A 19348-nucleotide genomic window follows, 5' to 3' on the forward strand; every position below is an offset into this window, starting at 1 on the left:
ACGATGGCGGACCTGGCGAAGGTGGCGGGTGTGTCCGCAATCACCGTCTCGCGCGCACTCCGCGACAGCCCGCTGGTCAATGCCGAGACGCGCGCGCGCGTGCGACAGGTGGCGGAACAGTACGGTTATGCCTTCAACGTCAGCGCGCGCAATTTGCGCTTGCGTCGCAGCATGACGGTTGCGGTGGTGGTGGAAATGAAGCCGAGCCTGGAGCGGCAGATGTCCGGGCCGTACCCGCTCGAATTGCTCGGCGGCATCACCCAGGAACTGACGTCCAGCGGCTACAGCGTGTTGCTGACGTCGCTGCAGGGCGGCGCGCTGCCGAATACGCAGGCTGCCGACGGCGTGATCCTGCTCGGCCAGGGCGCGCATGAAGATGCGATGCACGAAGTCGGGCGCTGGGGCAAGCCGATGGTGGTGTGGGGTGCGGTCAGTCGCCATGAATCGCAGGTGGTGGTGGGCAGCGACAACCGCGGTGGCGGTGCCCTTGCCGCCGAACGTTTCATCGCGCTGGGCCGCAGTCGTCCGGCATTCCTCGGCGACCGCGCGCACGGCGAATTCGCCGAACGTTTCGATGGCTTCGTCGCCAGCCTGTCGAAGTACGGGATCGTGCCGCAGGCACCGGTCGTATCGGCCTTTACCGTCAATGCCGGGGCCAAGGCCGTGCACGCCTTGCTTGACCAGCATCCCCAGGTAGACGCCCTGTTCGCCGTCAGTGACCTGCTCGCCATCGGCGCGATCCGTGCCCTGATCGAGCGAGGCCGGCGGGTGCCGGAAGATGTGTCGGTGATCGGCTATGACGACACGCCACTAGGTGCCACCTACGTGCCGCCCCTCAGTTCGGTCCACCAGAATTTCGTCGATGCCGGCGTGCTGCTGGCGCGCAAGGTGCGGGCGCTGATCGAGGGCGAGCCCGCTGGCTCGGAAACCCTGCACACCCACCTGGTCGTGCGTGCCACCTGAGCGCAAAGACTTGTTGCGATGCGGTGAGGCGCGTGTCGCGAGCTGATCGCCGGCGACGGGCTGCGAACATCGAAGATCGATCCAACTCTCTGTTTTTGATCGGGATTATTGGGTTGGATCAGTGGGATTCCGGTAATTCCAGTGGCGCTGCGGAAGCCCCGGAACGGAAATGTTATCGATAACTTGACATCGATAACAATGCTTTCTAGCGTCCGTCCGCACTGCGCTGACATGCGCAAACCGGGACGGATGCAAGTTGGGGAAGCAGCAATGAACGAGGCGTTGGGTGAGGTCCGCCCGGAGTCCGGCGATGCCGGATTGGACGGCGCGTGGTGCCTGGTGCAAACGCATTGCGACCGTGCATCCGCGGCGCGCGATGAAACCTTGTTCGCCCTCGCCAATGGCGCGTTGGGTGTGCGCGGCGGCTTCGAGGAAGCCGACAGCCCGACGGATGGCAGCTTCCTCGCCGCCGCCTTCGAACAGAACCCCATCCACTACCACGAGCGGCTGCCCGGTTTCGCGCGCAGCACCGATACCCGGGTGCCGGTCGCCGAAGGCAAACGCATCCGCATCTGGCTAGGTAAGGAGCTGCTGGATATCGACTCGGCGCGGTGGCTGGAATTCGAACGTGCCCTCGATTTGCGCCGCGGGTGCCTGCACCGTCGCCTGCGCTTGCAGACGACCAGCGGCCACTGCATCGAGATCCGTGCCGAGCGCGTTGTTCCGTTCGATCAACAGGCGTTGCTGGCGATCCGCTTCAGCGTGCTGTCGATCAACTACGCGGGCCCGATCGTGCTCGCGTCGTCGCTGGAGAGCGACCGCCTGGCGGCAGAGCAGGGCGATGATCCGCGTATCGGCGTCGCTGGCGGTCATGGCCTTGTCGCCAGCGACAGTGGCATCGATGGATTGGAAGCGTGGATCGCGCAACGCGCACCGCATCGTGGTTTCGAAGTCTTGTGCGGCCAGCGTCATCGTTGCGAAGAAGGTGGGCTGGTGCCTGATGGCGCGCATGCGGAAGGCGCAAGGGTCGAGCAGCGTTTTCGCGCCGAACTGCGGCCGGGGCAACGGGTGGTGCTGGAGAAATTCGTCGCCTATGCCTGGGAGGGCGATGCCGCTTCACGCCACGAAAGTCTGGCCGTGGCGCTTGCGGACGCAGTGAAGTCGGGATTCGATGCGTTGGCAGCGCGGCAGGCGGAAATGCTGGAAGCATTCTGGCGGCGCGCCGACGTATCGGTGCAGGGCGACGCCAAGGCCGAACAGGCGCTGCGTTTCAATTTGTTCCATCTGCTGCAATCGGCCGGGCGCGATGGTGTCAACGGCACCGCAGCCAAGGGCCTGACCGGCGAAGGCTACGAAGGCCATTGTTTCTGGGACACCGAAGTGTTCGTGTTGCCGGTGATGGTGTTCACCGCGCCGGAAGTGGCGCGGGCGATGCTGTGTTTCCGCCATCGCACGCTGGACGCGGCGCGTGCGCATGCGCGCGAGATGAACCATCCGATCGGCGCGCTGTATCCGTGGCGCACCATTGATGGCGGCGAATGCTCGGCGCATTACCCCAGTGGCTCGGCTGCATATCACATCAATGCAGCGGTGGCCCACGCCGTGGGCCTGTACATGGACGCCTGCGACGACCTCGATTTCCTGTGCGAAGCCGGTGCGGAAATGCTCTTCGAGACCGCGCGCATCTGGCCGCAGATCGGCCATTTCAATCCGCGCAAGGGCGGGGTGTTCTGCATCCACGAAGTCACCGGCCCCGACGAATACACCACGCTGGTCAACAACAATTTCTACACCAATCGCATGGCGCAGCAGCACCTGCGGTGCGCCGCCGCGGCGTGGCAACGGCTGGCGCGGGAACGACCGCAAGTGCTTGCGACGTTGTCACAGCGACTGCAGTTGGACGAACAGGAAGTGGCACTGTGGCAACGCGCCGCGGACGCGATGTATCTGCCGTACGACGACGACTTCGGCATCTACGCGCAGGACGACGAGTTCCTCGACAAGCCGCGCTGGCCCTTTCCTGCGCAGACGGGCGAGCAGCGTCCGTTACTGCTCGACTACCACCCGCTGACCTTGTATCGCTACCAGGTCTGCAAGCAGGCCGATGCGGTGATGGCGCTGGTGCTGGCCGGGGATGGCATCGACGCACCGCGCAAGCGCCGCACCTTCGATTACTACGAAGCCGTCACCACCCACGATTCCACGCTGTCGGCACCGGTGTTCGGCATCCTCGCCAGCGAAGTGGGACACGCCGAAAAGGCTTGGCGCTATTTCGCCGCCAGCGTGCGCGTAGACCTGGATGACTTGCATGGCAACACCGGCCACGGCGTGCACATGGCGGCACTCGCCGGAAGCTGGCTGGGCATCGCCCAGGGATTTGCCGGACTGCGCGTGCATGACGGCGGGCTGGCGTTTGCTCCTACGCTGCCCCCGGCCTGGCAGGGGTATGGCGTGAACCTGCGCTGGCGCGGCAGTGTGTTGCGAGTGGATGTGGCCGCGGATGGCGTGCGTTATCGCGTGACCGAAGGCGAACCCCTGGTGGTTTCACACGCCGGCGAGCGGTTGCGGCTCGCCGTGGGCGAAGCGATCGTGCGGCCGCTGGCGATCCCGGAAACGGTGGCCAAGGCGGTGTTTCCCCGTCCCTGCGCGGCGGTGATCTTCGATCTCGATGGTGTGCTCACCGACACCGCCCATACCCATTACCAAGCGTGGAAGCGACTGGCCGACGACATTGGCGTGCCCTTCGACTTGCAGTTCAACGAGTCCCTGAAGGGCGTGGACCGGATGGCGTCGCTCGACATCATTCTCGAACGCGCGTCGCGCGCGTATTCGCAGGACGAGAAGCGCGCATTGGCCGAACGCAAGAACAGCGACTACGTGCAGATGATCGAGCGCTTTGGCCCGCAGGATCTGTTCGCGGGTGTGAAGGAACTGCTTGCCGCGTTGCGCGCCGCCGGAGTGAAGACTGGCCTCGCTTCGGCCAGCCGCAATGCGTTGCGGTTGCTGGAACGGCTGGGCATCGCCGGCGAGTTCGACTACGTCGCCGATGCCTCGCGCATCGCCCGGGCCAAACCCGATCCGGAGATTTTCATCACGGTGGCCGCCGCCCTGGGCGTGCCGCCATCCCTTTGCATCGGCGTGGAGGATGCCGCCGCCGGCATCACCGCGATCCATGCCGCCGGCATGGCGGCCATCGGCATCGGCGACGCCCACGCCCTGCACGAGGCCGACGCGGTATTGCCGGCCATCGCGGATTTCGAGGTGTCGCGATTCGTGCGGCCCGCGCACTGCTGCATCGATTCATCGTCCCGATCACCGATCGTTCAAAAACCGAAATTGGAGAGAGCACCATGAAACATCATCAACCCAGAGTGATGCATTGCGTGTTGTCGTTGGCGATCGCCGCAGCATTGGCGCCGACGCTCGCGTCCGCACAGGACGTGCCGGCGACTGAGAAACCGGCGCAGGAAGCAACGAAGGCGCAGAAACCTGCACAGGAATCACAGCAGGATCCCGTCACGCTGGACACGGTGGTGGTATCGGGCAGCGCGGCCGGCGGTGTGAAGAAGCTGGAAGCCAGTTACAGCATCGTTCGCGCCAATGCCGAGCAGATCAAGATGGCCAACCCGAAGAGCATGGCTGACCTGCTGAAGATCTCGCCCGGTGTGTGGCCCGAAACCACGGGCGGCCAGACCGGCGCCAACGTCGGCCTCGCCGGTTTCCCCAGCGGCAGCGGCGCGCCGTATTTCTCGACCCTGTTGATGGGTTCGCCACTGTATGGCGTGTCCACCTTGTCGTTCTACGGGTCGACTTCGATCTTTCGCCTTGACGACACCATCAAGTCGGTGGAAATCCTGCAAGGCGGCCCCGGGGTGGTGTTCGCCGACGGCCAGATGGGCGCGACAGCCAATTTCATGCTCAAGACCGGCACCGACACGCCCAGTGGCAGCATCGGTTTGACCTACGGTGACGAAGGCCTGGTGCGGCTGGACGTGTTCAGTGGATTCAAGATCGCCGATGGCTGGTACGGCAGCGTTGGCGGCTTCTGGCGCAGTTCCGACGGCGTGCGCGATCCGCAGTTCAAGGCCGACAAGGGCGGCCAGTTCACTGCCACCCTCGCGCGTGACTTCGACAAGGGCAACCTGACCCTGTATGCGCGCTACCTCAACGACAAGAACCAGTTCATCACCCCGATTCCGTTGATCCAGCAGGGCCGTGACAGCTTCAGTGCGTACCCGGGCTTTGATCCGCTCACGGGCACCTATTACAGCAAGGCGATCGAGCACGTGTGGCTGCCCAGCTATCCCGGTGGCGGCACCCACGCCGACCTGGCCGATGGTCGCGGCGGCAAGGTGTTCACTTTTGGCGGCAACTTCGATTACGAACTTGGCAACGGCTGTTCGATCAGCGACAAGTTTCTCGGGACTGACATGAATCTCCCAAACAGCGCGCTGTTCTCGGGCAACAATCCGGCGACGTTGCAGAACATGCTGTATGCCACCACCACGCCGGGCGGCTTCAGGCTTCCTGCGGGCTCGGCCACTGCCACCTATGTCGGCGGCGGCGCGGTGCCACTGGGCCAGAGCGTGATCCAGCAGGGCTGGTGGTACATCAACAAACAGTTGAAGAGTTTCAGCAACGAGTTCCGCCTGAGCAAGCAATTGTTCGAAGGCAATACGCTCACCGCGGGCCTGTATTTCGCGCACTACACCATGGACGACAAGTGGTCGCAGGGCAATCAGATGCTGATGACCAACGAGCCCAACGCCAGGCCAATCACGGTCACCTACGTCAATGGTGGCCAGACCTATTACCGCACCGACAATCAGGGCTTCGCCGACTTCGGCGGCTTCCATATCGCCGAGCACGGCAGTGCAACCAACGAGGCCGTGTACCTTTCCGATACGTGGCGCATCGGCAAGTGGTTGCTGGATGCGTCCGGGCGCGTGGAGAACGAGAATGCGACCAACAATATCTGCAACCTGAGCAACCGCAACCTCGACGGCAATCCGAACACGCTGTACGACAATGCCGTGCCGGTGTGCAACGGGACGTGGCATACCGTCCACTACAACAAGACGCATCCTGCCTTCACCGTCGGTGCGAATTACACCTTCACCAATCACATGTCGGCGTATGGCCGGGTCAACACCGGCGGCCATTTCCCGGATTTCGACAGTGGCCTGCGCAGCGGCGACGGCAAGCTTCCCCTGCAGAAGATTCGCAATTACGAGGTCGGCTTCAAATACCAGTCCTCGATGCTGTACGCCGACATCAGTGCGTATCGTCGCGTGTTCAGCGGCCTGCAGTACCAGCCGACCACCAATCTGGGCGTGCCGACTGGCAGCCCGCAGGTCTATGGTTCCGATTCGAAGGGCGTGAACTTCATCGGCGCGCTGACCCCCGTGAAGAACCTGCGACTGCAATTGGTGGCCAACTACATGGATGGCAAATACACGAACTACGATGCCTGCATCAAGTACACCGACGTCAACGGCAATGCCGCCTGCGCGCCGATCGATGGCGTGCAGTTGCAGCGCCAGCCGAAGTTCCGCGCGATGTTCACGCCCAGCTACCGCTTCGAATTCCCGTGGGGCGACATCATGCCGTACGTGGTTTACAGCTATGTCGGCAACCGCACCCAGGACCAGTCGGGCCTGCAGCAACTGGGGACGTACCGGAGTTGGGATTTCGGGGTGACCTCGAACGTTGGCAACCATTGGTCGTTCGCCTTGCGCGGCACCAACGTCACCAACCAACTGGGCCTGACCGAGAGCAATTCACGCATCTTCGGCGCCGCGGCTGGCGCTGGTGGCGTGTTGCTGGCACGTCCGATGGAAGGCCGCGAGATCAACCTCCAGGCCAAGTACCGGTGGTGAAGCACCAATCCGTCACGAGCGCGACGCCATGAATCGAACCCGCATGGTCCTGTCGATGGTCCTGACGTACATGGTGTTTGCGGTGCTGCTGAACAGTGTCGGCACGCTGATCCTGGTCAGTCAGAAAGCCTACGGTGCCAGCAAGGAAGCGACCAGTGTCCTCGATGCGTTCAAGGATCTGCCGATCGCGCTGGTGGCCTTCCTGGTGGCGTCGTGGTTGCCGCGAATCGGCTACCGGCGCGGAATGATGTTCGGATTGGCGGCGACCGCGATGGCCTGTGCGGCGATGCCATTGATCAACGCGTTCTGGATGATCAAGGCGATGTTGGTCGTGGTTGGCGTGGCCTTCGCGGTGGTCAAGGTCTCGGTGTATTCCACCATCGGCCTGCTGACCGCGGACAAGCGCAGCCACGCAAGCCTGACGAGTTTCATCGAAGGTTGCTTCATGGTCGGGGTCCTGCTCGGGCCCTGGTTGTTCAGCGTGTTCATCGGTCGCCAGCAGTCGCCAGGCGATCCGGTGTGGCTGAACATCTATTGGTGGCTGACACTTGCCTGCATCGTGATCATTGCAGTTCTGACCGTGTCGCGCATCGATGAGGGCGCAGCGAGCGAAGGGCACGGTTTCGCCCGTTCGTATCTGGACATGATCCAGTTGCTCGCTTTGCCGTTGGTGATCGTGTTCCTGGTATCGGCCTTCCTGTACGTGCTGCTCGAGCAGGGCATCAACACCTGGCTGCCCACCTTCAACGCCGATGTCCTGCATCTGTCCATGGTCACCAGCGTGCAGTTGGGCAGCCTGTTCGCGGCCTGCACGGCGCTGGGTCGGCTTGGTGCAAGCGTGTTGCTGCGGCGCATCCCCTGGCATTGGCTGCTGGTGGGCTGCCTGTTGGCCACGGCCGCCATCATCCTGCTGGTCCTGCCGATGGCGACGAATGCGCAGCCACCATCGACCGATGGTTGGTGGCATGCTCCGCCGGTTGCCTTCCTGTTCCCACTGATCGGTTTGTTCATGGCACCGATTTATCCTGCCATCAACTCTGCGGTATTGAGCGCATTGCCGAAGACGCGACATGCGTCGATGACCGGCTTGATCGTGGTGTTCTCGGCGTTGGGCGGAAGTGCCGGCTCGTTGATCACCGGGCACGTGTTCGCCGGGTTCGGTGGTCAGACGGCGTTCTATCTGTCGCTGCTACCGCTGGCGGTGTTGTTGCCGGCAGTGCTGTTGTTGAGGCGCTGGTCGGTCAGACACGACATGGCGGTGGCCGCATGAAAGCACGATGGCGGATCGCAGCCGTGCTCATGTTGTGCGCGATTGGTGCGGCATCGGCGCAGGAAGCCGCGACGATTGGCGGCGCGCGCGTCGAGCTGCCTGCCACGTCCCTGCCTTACAGCAGCTATGCCAGCCCGCAGGCGCGTGATCAGTTCGCGCGACAGTTGGCGGAAGCGCGCGCGGGCAAACGGCCCGATTCGAACGACATCAGCGACCGCAGGCGCTTCTATCAGGCGTACAACGACGCACGCCTGCGTGAAGTGCAGCGTCGATACTCGGCGCAGGTGAAGGACACCATGTTGGGCGGCGTGTCCGTCCAGGTGGTTGATCCGTCGGCGGGGATCTCCAGGCGCAATGCAGCGCGCGTATTGATCAGCCTGCACGGCGGGGCCTTCATGTGGGGCTCCGGTAGCGGTGCACTGGTGGAAGCGATCCCGATTGCCGTCACCGCCGGTATCCGCGTGGTGGCGGTGGATTACCGATTGGCGCCGGAGCATCCGTACCCGGCGGCGCCGGAGGATGTCGAAGCGGTCTATCGCGCACTCCTGAAAACCCATCGACCAGAGAACATCGGCATCTATGGCTGCTCGTCTGGCGGCATGCTGACCGCGCAGGCGACGGCGCGGATCCTGCTGGCGGGGTTGCCGCGGCCAGGCGCCATCGGCACGTTCTGTGGCACCGGCCTGCCGTATGGCGGCGATTCAATGGTATTGGGCCAGATGGCAGCTGGCGCCGCGCCGATGGTGGCGGACAGCGACGACATGCGACCACCGTATCTGCTGGCCGCGCATGTCGCCGATCCGGCGGCCTATCCAGGCAATGTCCCCGGATTGCTGGCGCGCTTCCCACCAACACTGTTGCTGGCGGGCGGCCGGGATTTTTCGGTCGGTGCGCTCACCACCATGCATCGGCGCCTGCTAGCGGCGGGTGTCGAGGCCGACCTGGTGATCTTCGATGGCATGTGGCATGCCTTCCTCGTGTATCCCGATCTGCCGGAATCACAGGAGGCCTATCGAATTGTCGCCACATTCTTCGAACGTCATCTGGGCCGCGCGTCACGCTGACCCTGAGCCATGGCGCATGACGCCGCTGCTGCGCTGCGGTAGTCTGATAGACCGCCCTCGCAAGCTTCCCGTCGTGACCGAACAACAGCATCCCGCCGAACCCAGCCATTACGACCCGATCCTGGTCGAATCCGCCGCCCAGCGGTTTTGGGAGGCGCGGCGTGCGTATGAAGTCGGGGAGACCAGCGACAAGCCCAAGTTCTACTGCCTGTCGATGCTGCCGTACCCGTCGGGCGCGCTGCATGTCGGCCACGTGCGCAACTACACCATTGGCGACGTGATCAGCCGCCACAAGCGCATGACCGGCTTCAACGTGCTGCAGCCGATGGGCTGGGATGCCTTCGGCCTGCCGGCGGAAAACGCCGCGATCAAGAACAAGACGGCGCCGGCGAAGTGGACTTACGCCAACATCGACCACATGCGTACCCAGCTCAAGAGCATGGGCTACGCCATCGACTGGTCGCGCGAATTCGCCACCTGCCGTCCCGACTACTACGTGCACGAGCAGCGCATGTTCACCCGCTTGATGAAGCAGGGCATCGCCTATCGCAAGAACGCGGTGGTGAACTGGGATCCGGTCGACCAGACCGTGCTCGCCAACGAACAAGTGATCGACGGCCGCGGCTGGCGCACCGGCGCAGTCGTCGAGAAGCGCGAGATCCCGCAGTGGTTCCTGCGCATCACTGATTACGCGCAGCAATTGCTCGACGGGCTGGACGAACTGCCGGGCTGGCCGGATTCGGTCAAGACCATGCAGCGCAACTGGATCGGTCGCAGCGAAGGCCTGGAAATCCAGTTCCGCATCGATGGCGAAGTCGAACCGCTGACCGTCTTCACCACGCGTCCCGATACCTTGATGGGCGTCACTTTCATCAGCATCGCCGGCGAGCATCCGTTGGCGAAGAAGGCAACTGCGAACAATCCGGAACTGGCGACATTCATCGCCGGCCTGAAGCAGGGCGGTGTTTCCGAAGCCGAGCTGGAAACACAGGAAAAACGCGGCATGGCCACCGGCCAGTGGGCGGTCCATCCGGTCACCGGCGAGGACCTGCCGATCTACGTCGCCAATTTCGTGCTGATGGGCTATGGCACCGGTGCGGTGATGGCGGTGCCGGCGCACGACCAGCGCGACTGGGAGTTCGCCAAGGCCTATGGCCTGCCGATCAAGCCGGTGGTGGTGCCATTGCCGGTGCGCGATGCGCTGGAGGAAATTTCCACGCACGAACAGAAGCATTCCGACGTGATGCAGGCGGCACTGGGCGTGCAGGTTGCATTGGATGTCTACGGCAACGATGCCGCCGTGCAGGTGGTGTCCGATTACCTGCGTTCGATCAATGACGATGGCGCGTGGACCGAGCGTGGCTGGCTGATCAATTCCGGTGAATTGAACGGCATGGATTACGACGCCGCGTTCGCAGCATTGGCGAAACAGTTCGAAGCCGATGGTCGTGGCAGCCGTCGCGTCAATTTCCGTTTGCGCGATTGGGGCGTGTCGCGCCAGCGCTACTGGGGTTGCCCGATTCCGGTGATCTATTGCGCCAAGTGCGGCGCGCTGCCGGTGCCGGACGATCAACTGCCGGTGGTGCTGCCGGAAGACGTGGAGTTCATGGGCACCGGTTCGCCGATCAAGGCTGATCCGGAATGGCGCAAGACCACCTGCCCGCAGTGCGGTGGCGCCGCCGAGCGCGAGACCGACACCTTCGACACCTTCATGGAGTCGAGCTGGTACTACGCGCGCTACACCTCGCCGGGCGCGCACGACATGGTGGACGAACGCGCCAACTACTGGCTGCCGGTCGACCAGTACATCGGCGGCATCGAGCACGCCATCCTCCACCTGATGTATTTCCGCTTCTTCCACAAGTTGCTGCGCGATGCCGGCATGGTGAAAAGCGATGAGCCGGTGACGCGCCTGCTCACCCAGGGCATGGTGATCGCCGAAACGTTCTATCGCGAGAACGCCAATGGCGCGAAGGACTGGATCAACCCGGCCGATGTCGAGATCGAACGCGACGAGCGCGGTCGCATCGTCGGCGCGAAGTCGATCGCCGATGGCAAGCCGGTGTCGATCGGCGGCACCGAGAAGATGTCGAAATCGAAGAACAATGGCGTCGATCCGCAGGTGCTGGTGGAACAGTACGGCGCCGATACCGTGCGCCTGTTCTCGATGTTCGCGGCGCCGCCGGAGCAATCGCTGGAATGGAGCGAGGCCGGCGTCGAAGGGATGAGTCGCTTCCTGCGCCGCGTCTGGCGCGAGGTGCATCGCCACATCGAAGGACCGGATCACCCCGAACTCGACGTCGCGCAATTGAATGACGCGCAGCGCACGCTGCGTCGCCAGGTCCACGAGACCATCGCCAAGGTTGGTGACGACTACGGTCGCCGCCACAGCTTCAACACCGCGATCGCCGCGTTGATGGAATTGCTCAATGCGATTTCGCGCTACGACGACAACAGCCCGCAGGGTCGCGCGGTATGGCACGAGGCGCTGGATGCGCTGGTGCTGATGCTCAACCCGGTGACGCCGCACATCAGCCACGCGCTGTGGCAGGCACTGGGCCATCCGGAAACGGTGCTGGAAGACGTGCCGTTCCCGCAGGTCGACCTGGGCGCGCTGGTGCGCAGCAGCGTGACGCTGGCGGTGCAGATCAACGGCAAGTTGCGCGGCACCATCGAGATGGCGGTCGATGCCACGCGCGAGGCGATCGAGGCCGCGGCGATGGCCGAACCGAACACCGCGAAGTTCCTCGAAGGCCAGACGGTGCGGAAGGTGATCGTGGTGCCGGGGAAGATCGTCAATATCGTTGTTGGTTGATCGGCGCCCGCGCGCGACGGGCCGGACAGCCGGCCCTCAGCCATGGGCGCTACACTGGTGACCCTGACCGCATCCCGATCCGTGCCCATGAAGAGACTGCTGGTTCCCGTGCTTGCCCTGGCCCTGTCCGGCTGTGGATTCCACCTGCGCGAGGCGGTGCAGTTGCCGTCCGATCTCGGTCCGGTGCGGGTGGTGAGCTCGGATCCCTACAGCCCGCTGGGCGAAGCGTTGTCGGAAGCGATGACGCGCGCCGGCGCGGTGCCGGCCGATCCCAAGGAATCGGTCGGCGTGGCGACGCTGGAAGTGATTTCGGAACGCTGGGGCGATATCCCGATCTCGCTCGATCAGTACGGTCGCGCCCAGGAATTCAGCCTGCGCTATGCGGTGATCTTCGCCTTGCGTGGCGCCAACGGCAAGGACGTGGTGCCACAGCAGGCGATCGAACTGACCCGCGATTACGTCGCGCCCGCCGCCGATGCCGTCGGCAAGGCCAGCGAGCACGAATTGCTGGCGAAGGAAATGCGCCGCGACATGGCGGCGGCGGTGATGCGCCGGATCGATGCGGTCTCGCGCAAGATCAATGCGAAATAAGTGGAACTGACGCCGGAACGCCTGGTTGCGCAGCTTGGTCGCGAACCGCTGCGGCCGGCCTATCTGATCGCCGGCGCGGAACCGCTGCGGGTACTGGAAGCCGCCGATGCCGTGCGAGCGCAAGCACGCGCCGATGGCTGCACCGAGCGCGAGGTGTTCGAGGCCGATGACCGCGGTTTCGATTGGGATGGAGTCGCCGCCAGTTTCCAGGCGATGGGTTTGTTCAGCCGCTTGCGCCTGATCGACCTGCGCTTGCCGACCGGCAAGCCGGGCAAGGACGGTTCCGAAGTCATCACCACGTTCTGCGCTGCGCCACCTGCGGACACCATCCTGTTGGTGACGGCGGGCGAGTGGAGCAAGTCGCATGCGGGCAAGTGGAGCGAGGCGATCGCGCGCATCGGCACGCTGGCGATCGCGTGGCCGGTGAAGCCACACGAGTGGCTCGATTGGGTCGAGCGTCGATTGAACGCACGTGGATTGAAGGCCGAACGCGACGCCATCGATCATCTTGCGCAGCGCACCGAAGGCAACTTGCTGGCGGCCGCGCAGGAAATCGACAAGCTGGCCTTGCTGGTGGAGCCCGGTGAAGTGTTGAACGCCGCGCGGATGGATGCGTTGGTCGCCGATGCCGCACGTTTCGACGTGTTCCGGTTGATCGATGCCGCGCTGGCGGGGCAGCCGTCGCAGGTGGCGCGGATGCTCGCGACCCTGCGCGCGGAAGGGCTGGCGGTGCCGGCGTTGCTCGGCATGGTGGTGATGGAGCTGCAGCGCCTGGCGTCGTTGTCGCGGGTGCAGGCGCGTGGCGGCAACGTGGTGGCGGAATTCAAGGCGCAACGCGTGTGGGACAGCAAGCAGGCGGTATACCGTCGTGCGCTGGGACGGCACGCGACGGCGCATTGGGATGCGTTGCTGGCGGAAGTCGGGCACGTCGATCGTGCATCGAAGGGGCGTGCACCGGGTGATCCCTGGATATTGTTGGAGCGCGTGTTGCTGGCGGTCGCCGAGCCGCGCGCGTTCAAGCTGATCGCCGCGCGCGCCTGACGTGACGCTGCGCATCCTCTACGGCGGCACCTTCGATCCGATCCACAACGGCCACCTCGCGGTGGCGCTGCACGCGCGCGACGCCTTGCGCGCCGAGGTGTCGCTGCTGCCGGCCGGCGATCCGCCGCACAAGGACGCGACCCTGGCCGACGCCGGCGATCGCGCGCGGATGTGCGAACTGACGGTGGTTGGAATCGATGGCATGGACGTCGACGAACGCGAACTGCGGCGTGACGCGCCGTCCTGGACCATCGACACCTTGCGCGAACTGCGCGCGGAGATCGGGGATCGCGCACCGCTGGCGCTGCTGGTCGGCGCCGACAGCTTCCTCGGCCTGCCGACGTGGAAGGACTGGCGCGAGTTGCCGCGATTCGCGCATTTCGTCATCGCCGAACGCCCTGGCTTCGACCTCGACGGCGCGATGCCGACGGAACTGGCGGACGCGTTCGCGGCGCGCTTCACCCGTTCGCCCAGCGCCCTGCACGCCGCGCCCGCGGGGCTGGCCTGGCGCCTGCGCCAGCCCGTTTCCCCGGAATCCGCGACCGAATTGCGCCGGCGCATCGCCAGCGGCGAACCCTGGCACGACTGGGTGCCTCCGGCCGTGGCGGGCTTCATCGACCATCGCCACCTGTATGGAGCGACTGCGGCTTCACCGCCCGGACACCTATAATCCGCATCGAGTCCCCGGAATCCCGACTTTGACCAACAATCAAGCACACGTCATCAAGACCCAGCTCCCCAATCCGCCGCCGCCGGTGGATGTCCTGCTCAAGCATGTCCGCACCGCGTTCGAGAACCTCAAGGCCCAGGACATCGTCGAAATCGATGTGCGCGGCAAGACCAGCGTCTGTGACTGGATGGTGGTCGCGTCGGGCACGTCGACGCGGCACGTGAAATCGATCGCCGACGAAGTGGTGCGGGAAGCCAAGAAACTCGATTGCCAGCCGCTGGGCGTGGAAGGCGAGCGCGAGGCCGAATGGGTGCTGGTCGATCTCGGCGACGTGGTGGCGCATGTGATGTTGCCGCGCGTGCGCGAGTTCTACGCGCTGGAGCGCTTGTGGACGGTGGGCGACGAGCCGCCGGAACCCGAGCAATATTGAAAGCGAAACTGATCGCCGTCGGTGAACACGCGCCCGCGTGGGTGGCGCAGGGATTCGCCGATCACCAGAAACGATTGCTGCACGGACTTCCACTGGAATTGGTGGAAATCGAGCCCGGTGTGCGCGGCAAGGGCCGCGATGCCGCGCGCGCGATGGCCGACGAAGGCGGTCGCGTGCTGGCGGCGATTCCGCGCGGGACATGGGTCGTTGCGTTGGACGGCCGCGGCAAGGCATACAGTTCGGAACAGTTGGCGCAGCGTCTGGAGCATTGGCGCGGGCAGGGGCGTGATCCCGTATTCCTCATCGGCGGCCCGGAAGGCCACGCAGACGATGTGTTGTCGCGCGCGGACGAATCCTGGTCACTCGGGCCATTGACGCTGCCGCACATGCTGGTTCGATTGCTGGTGGCGGAGCAGCTGTATCGCGCGGTGTCGATTCTGGGGAATCATCCGTACCACCGCGCGTGATTTGCGGCTGCAGGCTCAGCGATTCAGGGTGAAATTCACCGGCACCCGGCCGATCGCACGCACCGCGCGTCCGCTCTCCATCGCCGGCTGGAAGCGCCATGCCCGCAACACCTGCTCGCGCGCGGCGCGGTCGAGATCGCGTGAACCGCTGCTCACCGCGATGACCACGTCGATCGGCTTGCCGTGTTCGTCCACGGTCACTTCCAGGATCACCGTGCCTTCGATGCCGCCGATCTGCGCGGCACGCGGATAGATCGGCGCAGGCGTGCTGGCGTAGGCCAGTTGCGCGCCACGCAGCACCTTCGGCTCGACATTCGGTTCGACGACAGGCTCGATCGGTTGCGTCGGATCGCCCTTGGCAACCGTCGTATTGGCTTCGGGATTGTTGCTGGCGGCAATTGGCGTGGTGTTGCTGGCCACGGTGTTGTTGCGCGGTTCGGGCTGGCGCTGCGGGATTGGCTTGGTCGGCGTCGGCATCACCTTCGGCTTCACCGTCACCGGAACCAGCGGTGGCGGTGGAACTTCAGGCAGGACGATCGTGATCGGAACCGATTGCTCGATGCGTCCGGGATCGGGCATGCGCATCGGGGCGAGCAGCAATCCGGCGGCGATCACATGGATCGCGATGACGGCGCTGAAGGCACCGATGCGGGCGAAATCGAGCCGATCCTGTGCTTGCAGGGTCGTGGCACGGGACAACGCGAGCGTTTGCGACTGCATGATCCACCTCCGGGTTGGGAGCGATATGGACTACAACGCACGATGCGCGGCAATGGGGTTGCGGGCGCCACGCGCTTCGACAATGCACCGGTCAAGCGATTGCATGCAAGGGAACGTAAGTGGTTGATGCTTCCGGCCAAGTCCTCAGCCCGGCTGAGCGCGTGCGGGTTCAAGGCACGCGCTGGCTGGCGTGGTCGGCCCACCCACTGCGCGGGACGCCGTGAATCCATCCATGGAGGCTCGACTCGGCATCCATGCCTCGTATGCCCGCGCAGTGGGCAGGCCGACCACTTGCCGCGCGCGTGTTGTTGCTTTCAGGAGAGCGAAAAAACCGCCACCGGCAGCGCCAGTGTGCTGCGCCTATGTGACCGACCATTCCGCCGCATGGATGCGGCGGCTGAGCCTACATGGACGTATTCACGGCGTGTCGGACACATAGGCATGGCGCGCTGGCGCAAAGCCGGGCGATACGCTTTCGCGAAGACGCCAAGCCAACGCGTGCCTTACCGCCCCAACTCGAACACCACGTTCAAATGCGCTGACAGGCTGGTCTCGCCGGGCGAAACCTCGGTGTCGGCTTTCGGCGCAGCGGCCGACATCGCCATCGTGCGCATCATCGGCATCGGGCGCGGGAAGCTTGATCCACCCTCATCGATGCTGACGATCCGGCGCACGCGCAGGCCCAGTGCCTTGGCGTACATCTCCGCGCGTGCCCGTGCTTTTTCCAATGCGCTGCGACGTGCCTCGTCATAGGCTTCGTCCGGCTTGTCGACTTCGAACGAAGGGCCATTGAGATCGTTGGCGCCGGCCGCGACCAGGCTGTCCATCACCTTGCCGAGTTTGGAAATGTCACGCACCTTCACGCTCACCGTGTTGCGCGCTTCGTACCCGTTGATCTTCGGTGGCTGGTTCTGCGCGTAGACGTAATTCGGATTGAGATTCACCCCGCTGGTCTGGATGTCGCGTTCGGCGACGCCGGCCGACTTGATCGCCGCCATCACCTTGGCCATGCGGTCGGCGTTCTCGCGCATCGCGACGTTGGCGTCGGTGCCGCGTGTGACCACGCCGGTCGACATCGTCGCCACGTCCGGAACGCGCTTGGAACTGGCTTCGGCCGAGACCGAGAGCAGGGTGCCGTCGCTGTTGGCGATGCTGGCTTGCGGGGTGTTTTGGGCATGACCGGTCATGGGGATGAGGACTGCAAGGGCAAGGGAAAGAGCGAGCGGGCGGATCGAACGCATGGTGGGCTCCTGAAAAGTTCAAGTGTGTACATGGCTGGTTAACGGGTGGTGATTCGCCACGGGGTTGAATGGCGGGCCGATGTTGCATTGCGTTCAGGCGCCGGGGGAGGCCGCGCCACCGCCGCACGGTATCCTTGCACCATGCTGCATCTTGCCTCGCGTTCCCCCCGCCGCTCGGAATTGTTGGCCCGTCTCGGGCTGGCGTTCGGCGTCCTCGATCTCGACGTTCCGGAGGTCCGCGCCGAAGGCGAGCCGCCCGAGGATTACGTCCGTCGCGTCGCCCGCGAGAAAGCCGGTGCCGGCCTGCTGCAACTGGCCGGTCAACGCGAGGCGTGGGTGCTGGCCGCCGATACCGAAGTGGTGCTGGACGACCTCGTCTTCGGCAAGCCGATCGATGCCGCCGATGCCGCGCGCATGTTGCGGATGCTGGCCGGTCGCGCGCATGTGGTGATCTCGGCGGTGTCGCTGGTGTCGGCCGCGCGCGAGCTGCAGGTGGTCTCGAAATCCGTCGTGACCTTTGGCGAACTTTCGCCGGCCGTCCTCGACTGGTACATCGCCAGTGGCGAGTGGCAGGGCAAGGCCGGCGCGTACGGCATCCAGGGCGCGGCGCAAGTGTTCATCATCCATCTCGATGGCAGCCACAGCGGCGTGATGGGCCTGCCGCTGGCGGAAACTTCCAGCTTGCTGGCACAAGCAGGGATGTGGCCATGAGCGAGGAAATCCTGGTCAACGTCACCCCGCGCGAAACGCGTGTCGCCGTGGTCGAAAACGGCATGTTGCAAGAACTGCACATCGAACGCGGCTGGCGTCGCGGCGTGGTCGGCAATATCTACAAGGGCAAGGTCCAGCGGGTGATGCCGGGGATGCAGGCGGCCTTCGTCGACATCGGGCTGGCGCGCGCGGCGTTCCTCCATGCCAACGACATCATGCGGGCGATGCCGGCGATCCCGAACGAGGATGGTGCGCCCGCGGAAACGCTGCCATCGTCGGTGCGGCCGATCGCCGAGCTGCTGCGCGATGGCCAGGACATCGTGGTGCAGGTGGTCAAGGATCCGATCGGCAGCAAGGGCGCACGCTTGACGATGCAACTCAGCGTGCCGTCGCGCTATCTGGTGATGCTGCCGCAGTCGAAGGTGGTGGGCGTGTCGGCGCGCATCGAGGACGAGACCGAACGCGCACGCCTGAAGGGGCTGGTGAGCGAACTGGCGATGACGGGCGGTTCCGGTTTCATCATCCGCACCAATGCCGAAGGCCAGCCCGCCGAAGCGTTGGCCGAGGACATCGCCTATCTCTCGCGGGTGTGGGGACTGGTGGAGGAACGCGCGCGCAACGCCAGCGTCGGCACCTGCATCTACGACGACCTGAGCCTGCCGATGCGCGCGGTGCGCGACCTGATGCGTCGCGATGTCGAGAAGGTCAAGGTCGATTCGCGCGAAACTTGCGAGAAGTTGCGGGTGTTCGCCGCGCAATACATGCCGGGTCTGGCCGAACGCATCGAGCTCTACAGCGGCGCGCGCCCGATCTTCGATCTCTACGGCGTCGAGGACGAAATCCAGCGCGCGTTGCAGAAGGAGGTGCCGCTGAAATCCGGTGGCTACCTGGTGATCGACCAGACCGAAGCGATGACCACGGTCGACGTCAACACCGGCAGTTTCCTCGGCCAGCGCACGCTGGAGGAGACGGTCTATCGCACCAACCTGGAAGCGGCGCAATCGGTGGCGCGGCAACTGCGCCTGCGCAACCTCGGCGGCATCATCATCATCGACTTCATCGACATGCACGACCCCGAGCATCGCCGCCAGGTATTGCGGATGCTGGAGAAGTCGCTGTCGAAGGATCATGCCAAGACCACCGTCTACGATTTCTCGCCGCTCGGCCTGGTGGAGATGACGCGCAAGCGCACGGTGGAATCGCTGGAACGCCAGTTGTGCGAACCGTGCCCGGCCTGCAATGGTCGCGGCACGCTGAAGACCGCCGAAACCGTCACTTACGAAATCTTCCGCGAGATCACCCGCGCGGGGCGCCAGTTCGATGCCGAACGCCTGCTGGTGATCGCGTCACCGATGGTGGTCAATCGCATCACCGAGGAAGAATCGGCCGCGGTCGCCGAGCTCGAGGAATTCCTCGGCAAATCGATCCGCTTCCAGCAGGACGACCAGTACGTGCAGGAGCACTACGATGTCGTACTGCTGTAAGA

The 19348-nt window shown here is 64.6% G+C and carries 15 protein-coding genes; 13 read left to right on the top strand and 2 right to left on the bottom strand.

The window, feature by feature from the left end:
• Window positions 1-3: 3 nt before the first annotated feature.
• The 11 genes from Lysil_RS05785 to rlmH all read left to right on the top strand — a co-directional run bounded on the left by Lysil_RS05785 (window position 4) and on the right by rlmH (window position 15190).
• Window positions 4-963: a LacI family DNA-binding transcriptional regulator gene (locus Lysil_RS05785; protein ID WP_103074555.1), complete on the top strand. Its 960-nt coding sequence runs from the start codon at window positions 4-6 to the stop codon at window positions 961-963.
• A 270-nt stretch (window positions 964-1233) separates the two neighbouring features.
• On the top strand, window positions 1234-4317 hold the full coding sequence (gene pgmB, locus Lysil_RS05790; RefSeq protein ID WP_240600172.1) for a beta-phosphoglucomutase: 3084 nt from the start codon (window positions 1234-1236) through the stop codon (window positions 4315-4317).
• Complete coding sequence (locus tag Lysil_RS05795) at window positions 4314-6842, top strand: TonB-dependent receptor (RefSeq protein WP_103074556.1); 2529 nt, start codon at window positions 4314-4316, stop codon at window positions 6840-6842. The genes pgmB and Lysil_RS05795 overlap by 4 nt, the downstream gene beginning before the upstream one ends.
• 28 nt (window positions 6843-6870) lie before the next feature.
• Entirely contained in the window at window positions 6871-8112 is a 1242-nt protein-coding gene (locus Lysil_RS05800) for an MFS transporter (RefSeq protein WP_103074557.1), read from the top strand.
• Window positions 8109-9176, top strand: coding sequence for an alpha/beta hydrolase (locus Lysil_RS13615; RefSeq protein ID WP_103074558.1), 1068 nt, complete (start codon window positions 8109-8111; stop codon window positions 9174-9176). The genes Lysil_RS05800 and Lysil_RS13615 overlap by 4 nt, the downstream gene beginning before the upstream one ends.
• Window positions 9177-9249: 73 nt before the next feature.
• Complete coding sequence (gene leuS / locus Lysil_RS05810; protein ID WP_240600176.1) at window positions 9250-11991, top strand: leucine--tRNA ligase; 2742 nt, start codon at window positions 9250-9252, stop codon at window positions 11989-11991.
• 87 nt (window positions 11992-12078) lie between these two features.
• Entirely contained in the window at window positions 12079-12582 is a 504-nt protein-coding gene (locus tag Lysil_RS05815) for an LPS-assembly lipoprotein LptE (RefSeq protein ID WP_103074560.1), read from the top strand.
• The gene (gene holA, locus Lysil_RS05820) at window positions 12583-13623 is read left to right on the top strand and encodes a DNA polymerase III subunit delta (protein ID WP_103074561.1); all 1041 of its coding nucleotides are present in this window, start codon (window positions 12583-12585) and stop codon (window positions 13621-13623) included. It abuts the gene before it with no gap.
• A gap of 1 nt (window position 13624) precedes the next feature.
• Entirely contained in the window at window positions 13625-14293 is a 669-nt protein-coding gene (gene nadD, locus Lysil_RS05825; protein WP_103074562.1) for a nicotinate-nucleotide adenylyltransferase, read from the top strand.
• A 19-nt stretch (window positions 14294-14312) separates the two neighbouring features.
• On the top strand, window positions 14313-14723 hold the full coding sequence (gene rsfS, locus Lysil_RS05830) for a ribosome silencing factor (RefSeq protein WP_240600311.1): 411 nt from the start codon (window positions 14313-14315) through the stop codon (window positions 14721-14723).
• Window positions 14720-15190, top strand: a complete 471-nt coding sequence (gene rlmH / locus Lysil_RS05835; protein WP_103074564.1) for a 23S rRNA (pseudouridine(1915)-N(3))-methyltransferase RlmH — start codon at window positions 14720-14722, stop codon at window positions 15188-15190. The genes rsfS and rlmH overlap by 4 nt, the downstream gene beginning before the upstream one ends.
• A 15-nt stretch (window positions 15191-15205) precedes the next feature.
• Here rlmH and Lysil_RS05840 read toward each other — a convergent pair whose 3' ends face one another.
• Complete coding sequence (locus Lysil_RS05840) at window positions 15206-15910, bottom strand: energy transducer TonB (protein ID WP_103074565.1); 705 nt, start codon at window positions 15908-15910, stop codon at window positions 15206-15208.
• 503 nt (window positions 15911-16413) lie between these two features.
• A complete protein-coding gene (locus Lysil_RS05845) occupies window positions 16414-17151 on the bottom strand; it encodes an SIMPL domain-containing protein (protein WP_103074566.1) in 738 nt (245 codons plus the stop codon).
• Between the two features lie 141 nt (window positions 17152-17292).
• On the opposite strand from Lysil_RS05845, the gene Lysil_RS05850 reads away from it, so the two are divergent.
• Together Lysil_RS05850 and rng are read left to right on the top strand one after the other, a co-directional pair.
• Window positions 17293-17862: a Maf family protein gene (locus Lysil_RS05850; protein ID WP_103074567.1), complete on the top strand. Its 570-nt coding sequence runs from the start codon at window positions 17293-17295 to the stop codon at window positions 17860-17862.
• Window positions 17859-19346 (top strand): ribonuclease G, encoded by a 1488-nt coding sequence (gene rng, locus Lysil_RS05855; RefSeq protein ID WP_103074568.1) that lies wholly within the window; start codon window positions 17859-17861, stop codon window positions 19344-19346. The genes Lysil_RS05850 and rng overlap by 4 nt, the downstream gene beginning before the upstream one ends.
• Window positions 19347-19348 lie beyond the last annotated feature (2 nt).

Origin of the sequence: Solilutibacter silvestris (assembly GCF_002895945.1) — a bacterium.
Taxonomy (GTDB): Bacteria; Pseudomonadota; Gammaproteobacteria; order Xanthomonadales; family Xanthomonadaceae; genus Solilutibacter; species Solilutibacter silvestris.

What these genes read in the sequence shown, in the direction of transcription:
- Lysil_RS05795 (WP_103074556.1), top strand. Translation starts at nt 4,314, where the DNA reads ATGAAACATCATCAACCCAGAGTGATGCATTGCGTGTTGTCGTTGGCG.
- rng (WP_103074568.1), top strand. Translation starts at nt 17,859, where the DNA reads ATGAGCGAGGAAATCCTGGTCAACGTCACCCCGCGCGAAACGCGTGTC.
- Lysil_RS05785 (WP_103074555.1), top strand. Translation starts at nt 4, where the DNA reads ATGGCGGACCTGGCGAAGGTGGCGGGTGTGTCCGCAATCACCGTCTCG.
- Lysil_RS05815 (WP_103074560.1), top strand. Translation starts at nt 12,079, where the DNA reads ATGAAGAGACTGCTGGTTCCCGTGCTTGCCCTGGCCCTGTCCGGCTGT.
- Lysil_RS05850 (WP_103074567.1), top strand. Translation starts at nt 17,293, where the DNA reads ATGCTGCATCTTGCCTCGCGTTCCCCCCGCCGCTCGGAATTGTTGGCC.
- Lysil_RS13615 (WP_103074558.1), top strand. Translation starts at nt 8,109, where the DNA reads ATGAAAGCACGATGGCGGATCGCAGCCGTGCTCATGTTGTGCGCGATT.
- pgmB (WP_240600172.1), top strand. Translation starts at nt 1,234, where the DNA reads ATGAACGAGGCGTTGGGTGAGGTCCGCCCGGAGTCCGGCGATGCCGGA.
- Lysil_RS05845 (WP_103074566.1), bottom strand. Translation starts at nt 17,151, where the DNA reads ATGCGTTCGATCCGCCCGCTCGCTCTTTCCCTTGCCCTTGCAGTCCTC.
- Lysil_RS05800 (WP_103074557.1), top strand. Translation starts at nt 6,871, where the DNA reads ATGAATCGAACCCGCATGGTCCTGTCGATGGTCCTGACGTACATGGTG.
- Lysil_RS05840 (WP_103074565.1), bottom strand. Translation starts at nt 15,910, where the DNA reads ATGCAGTCGCAAACGCTCGCGTTGTCCCGTGCCACGACCCTGCAAGCA.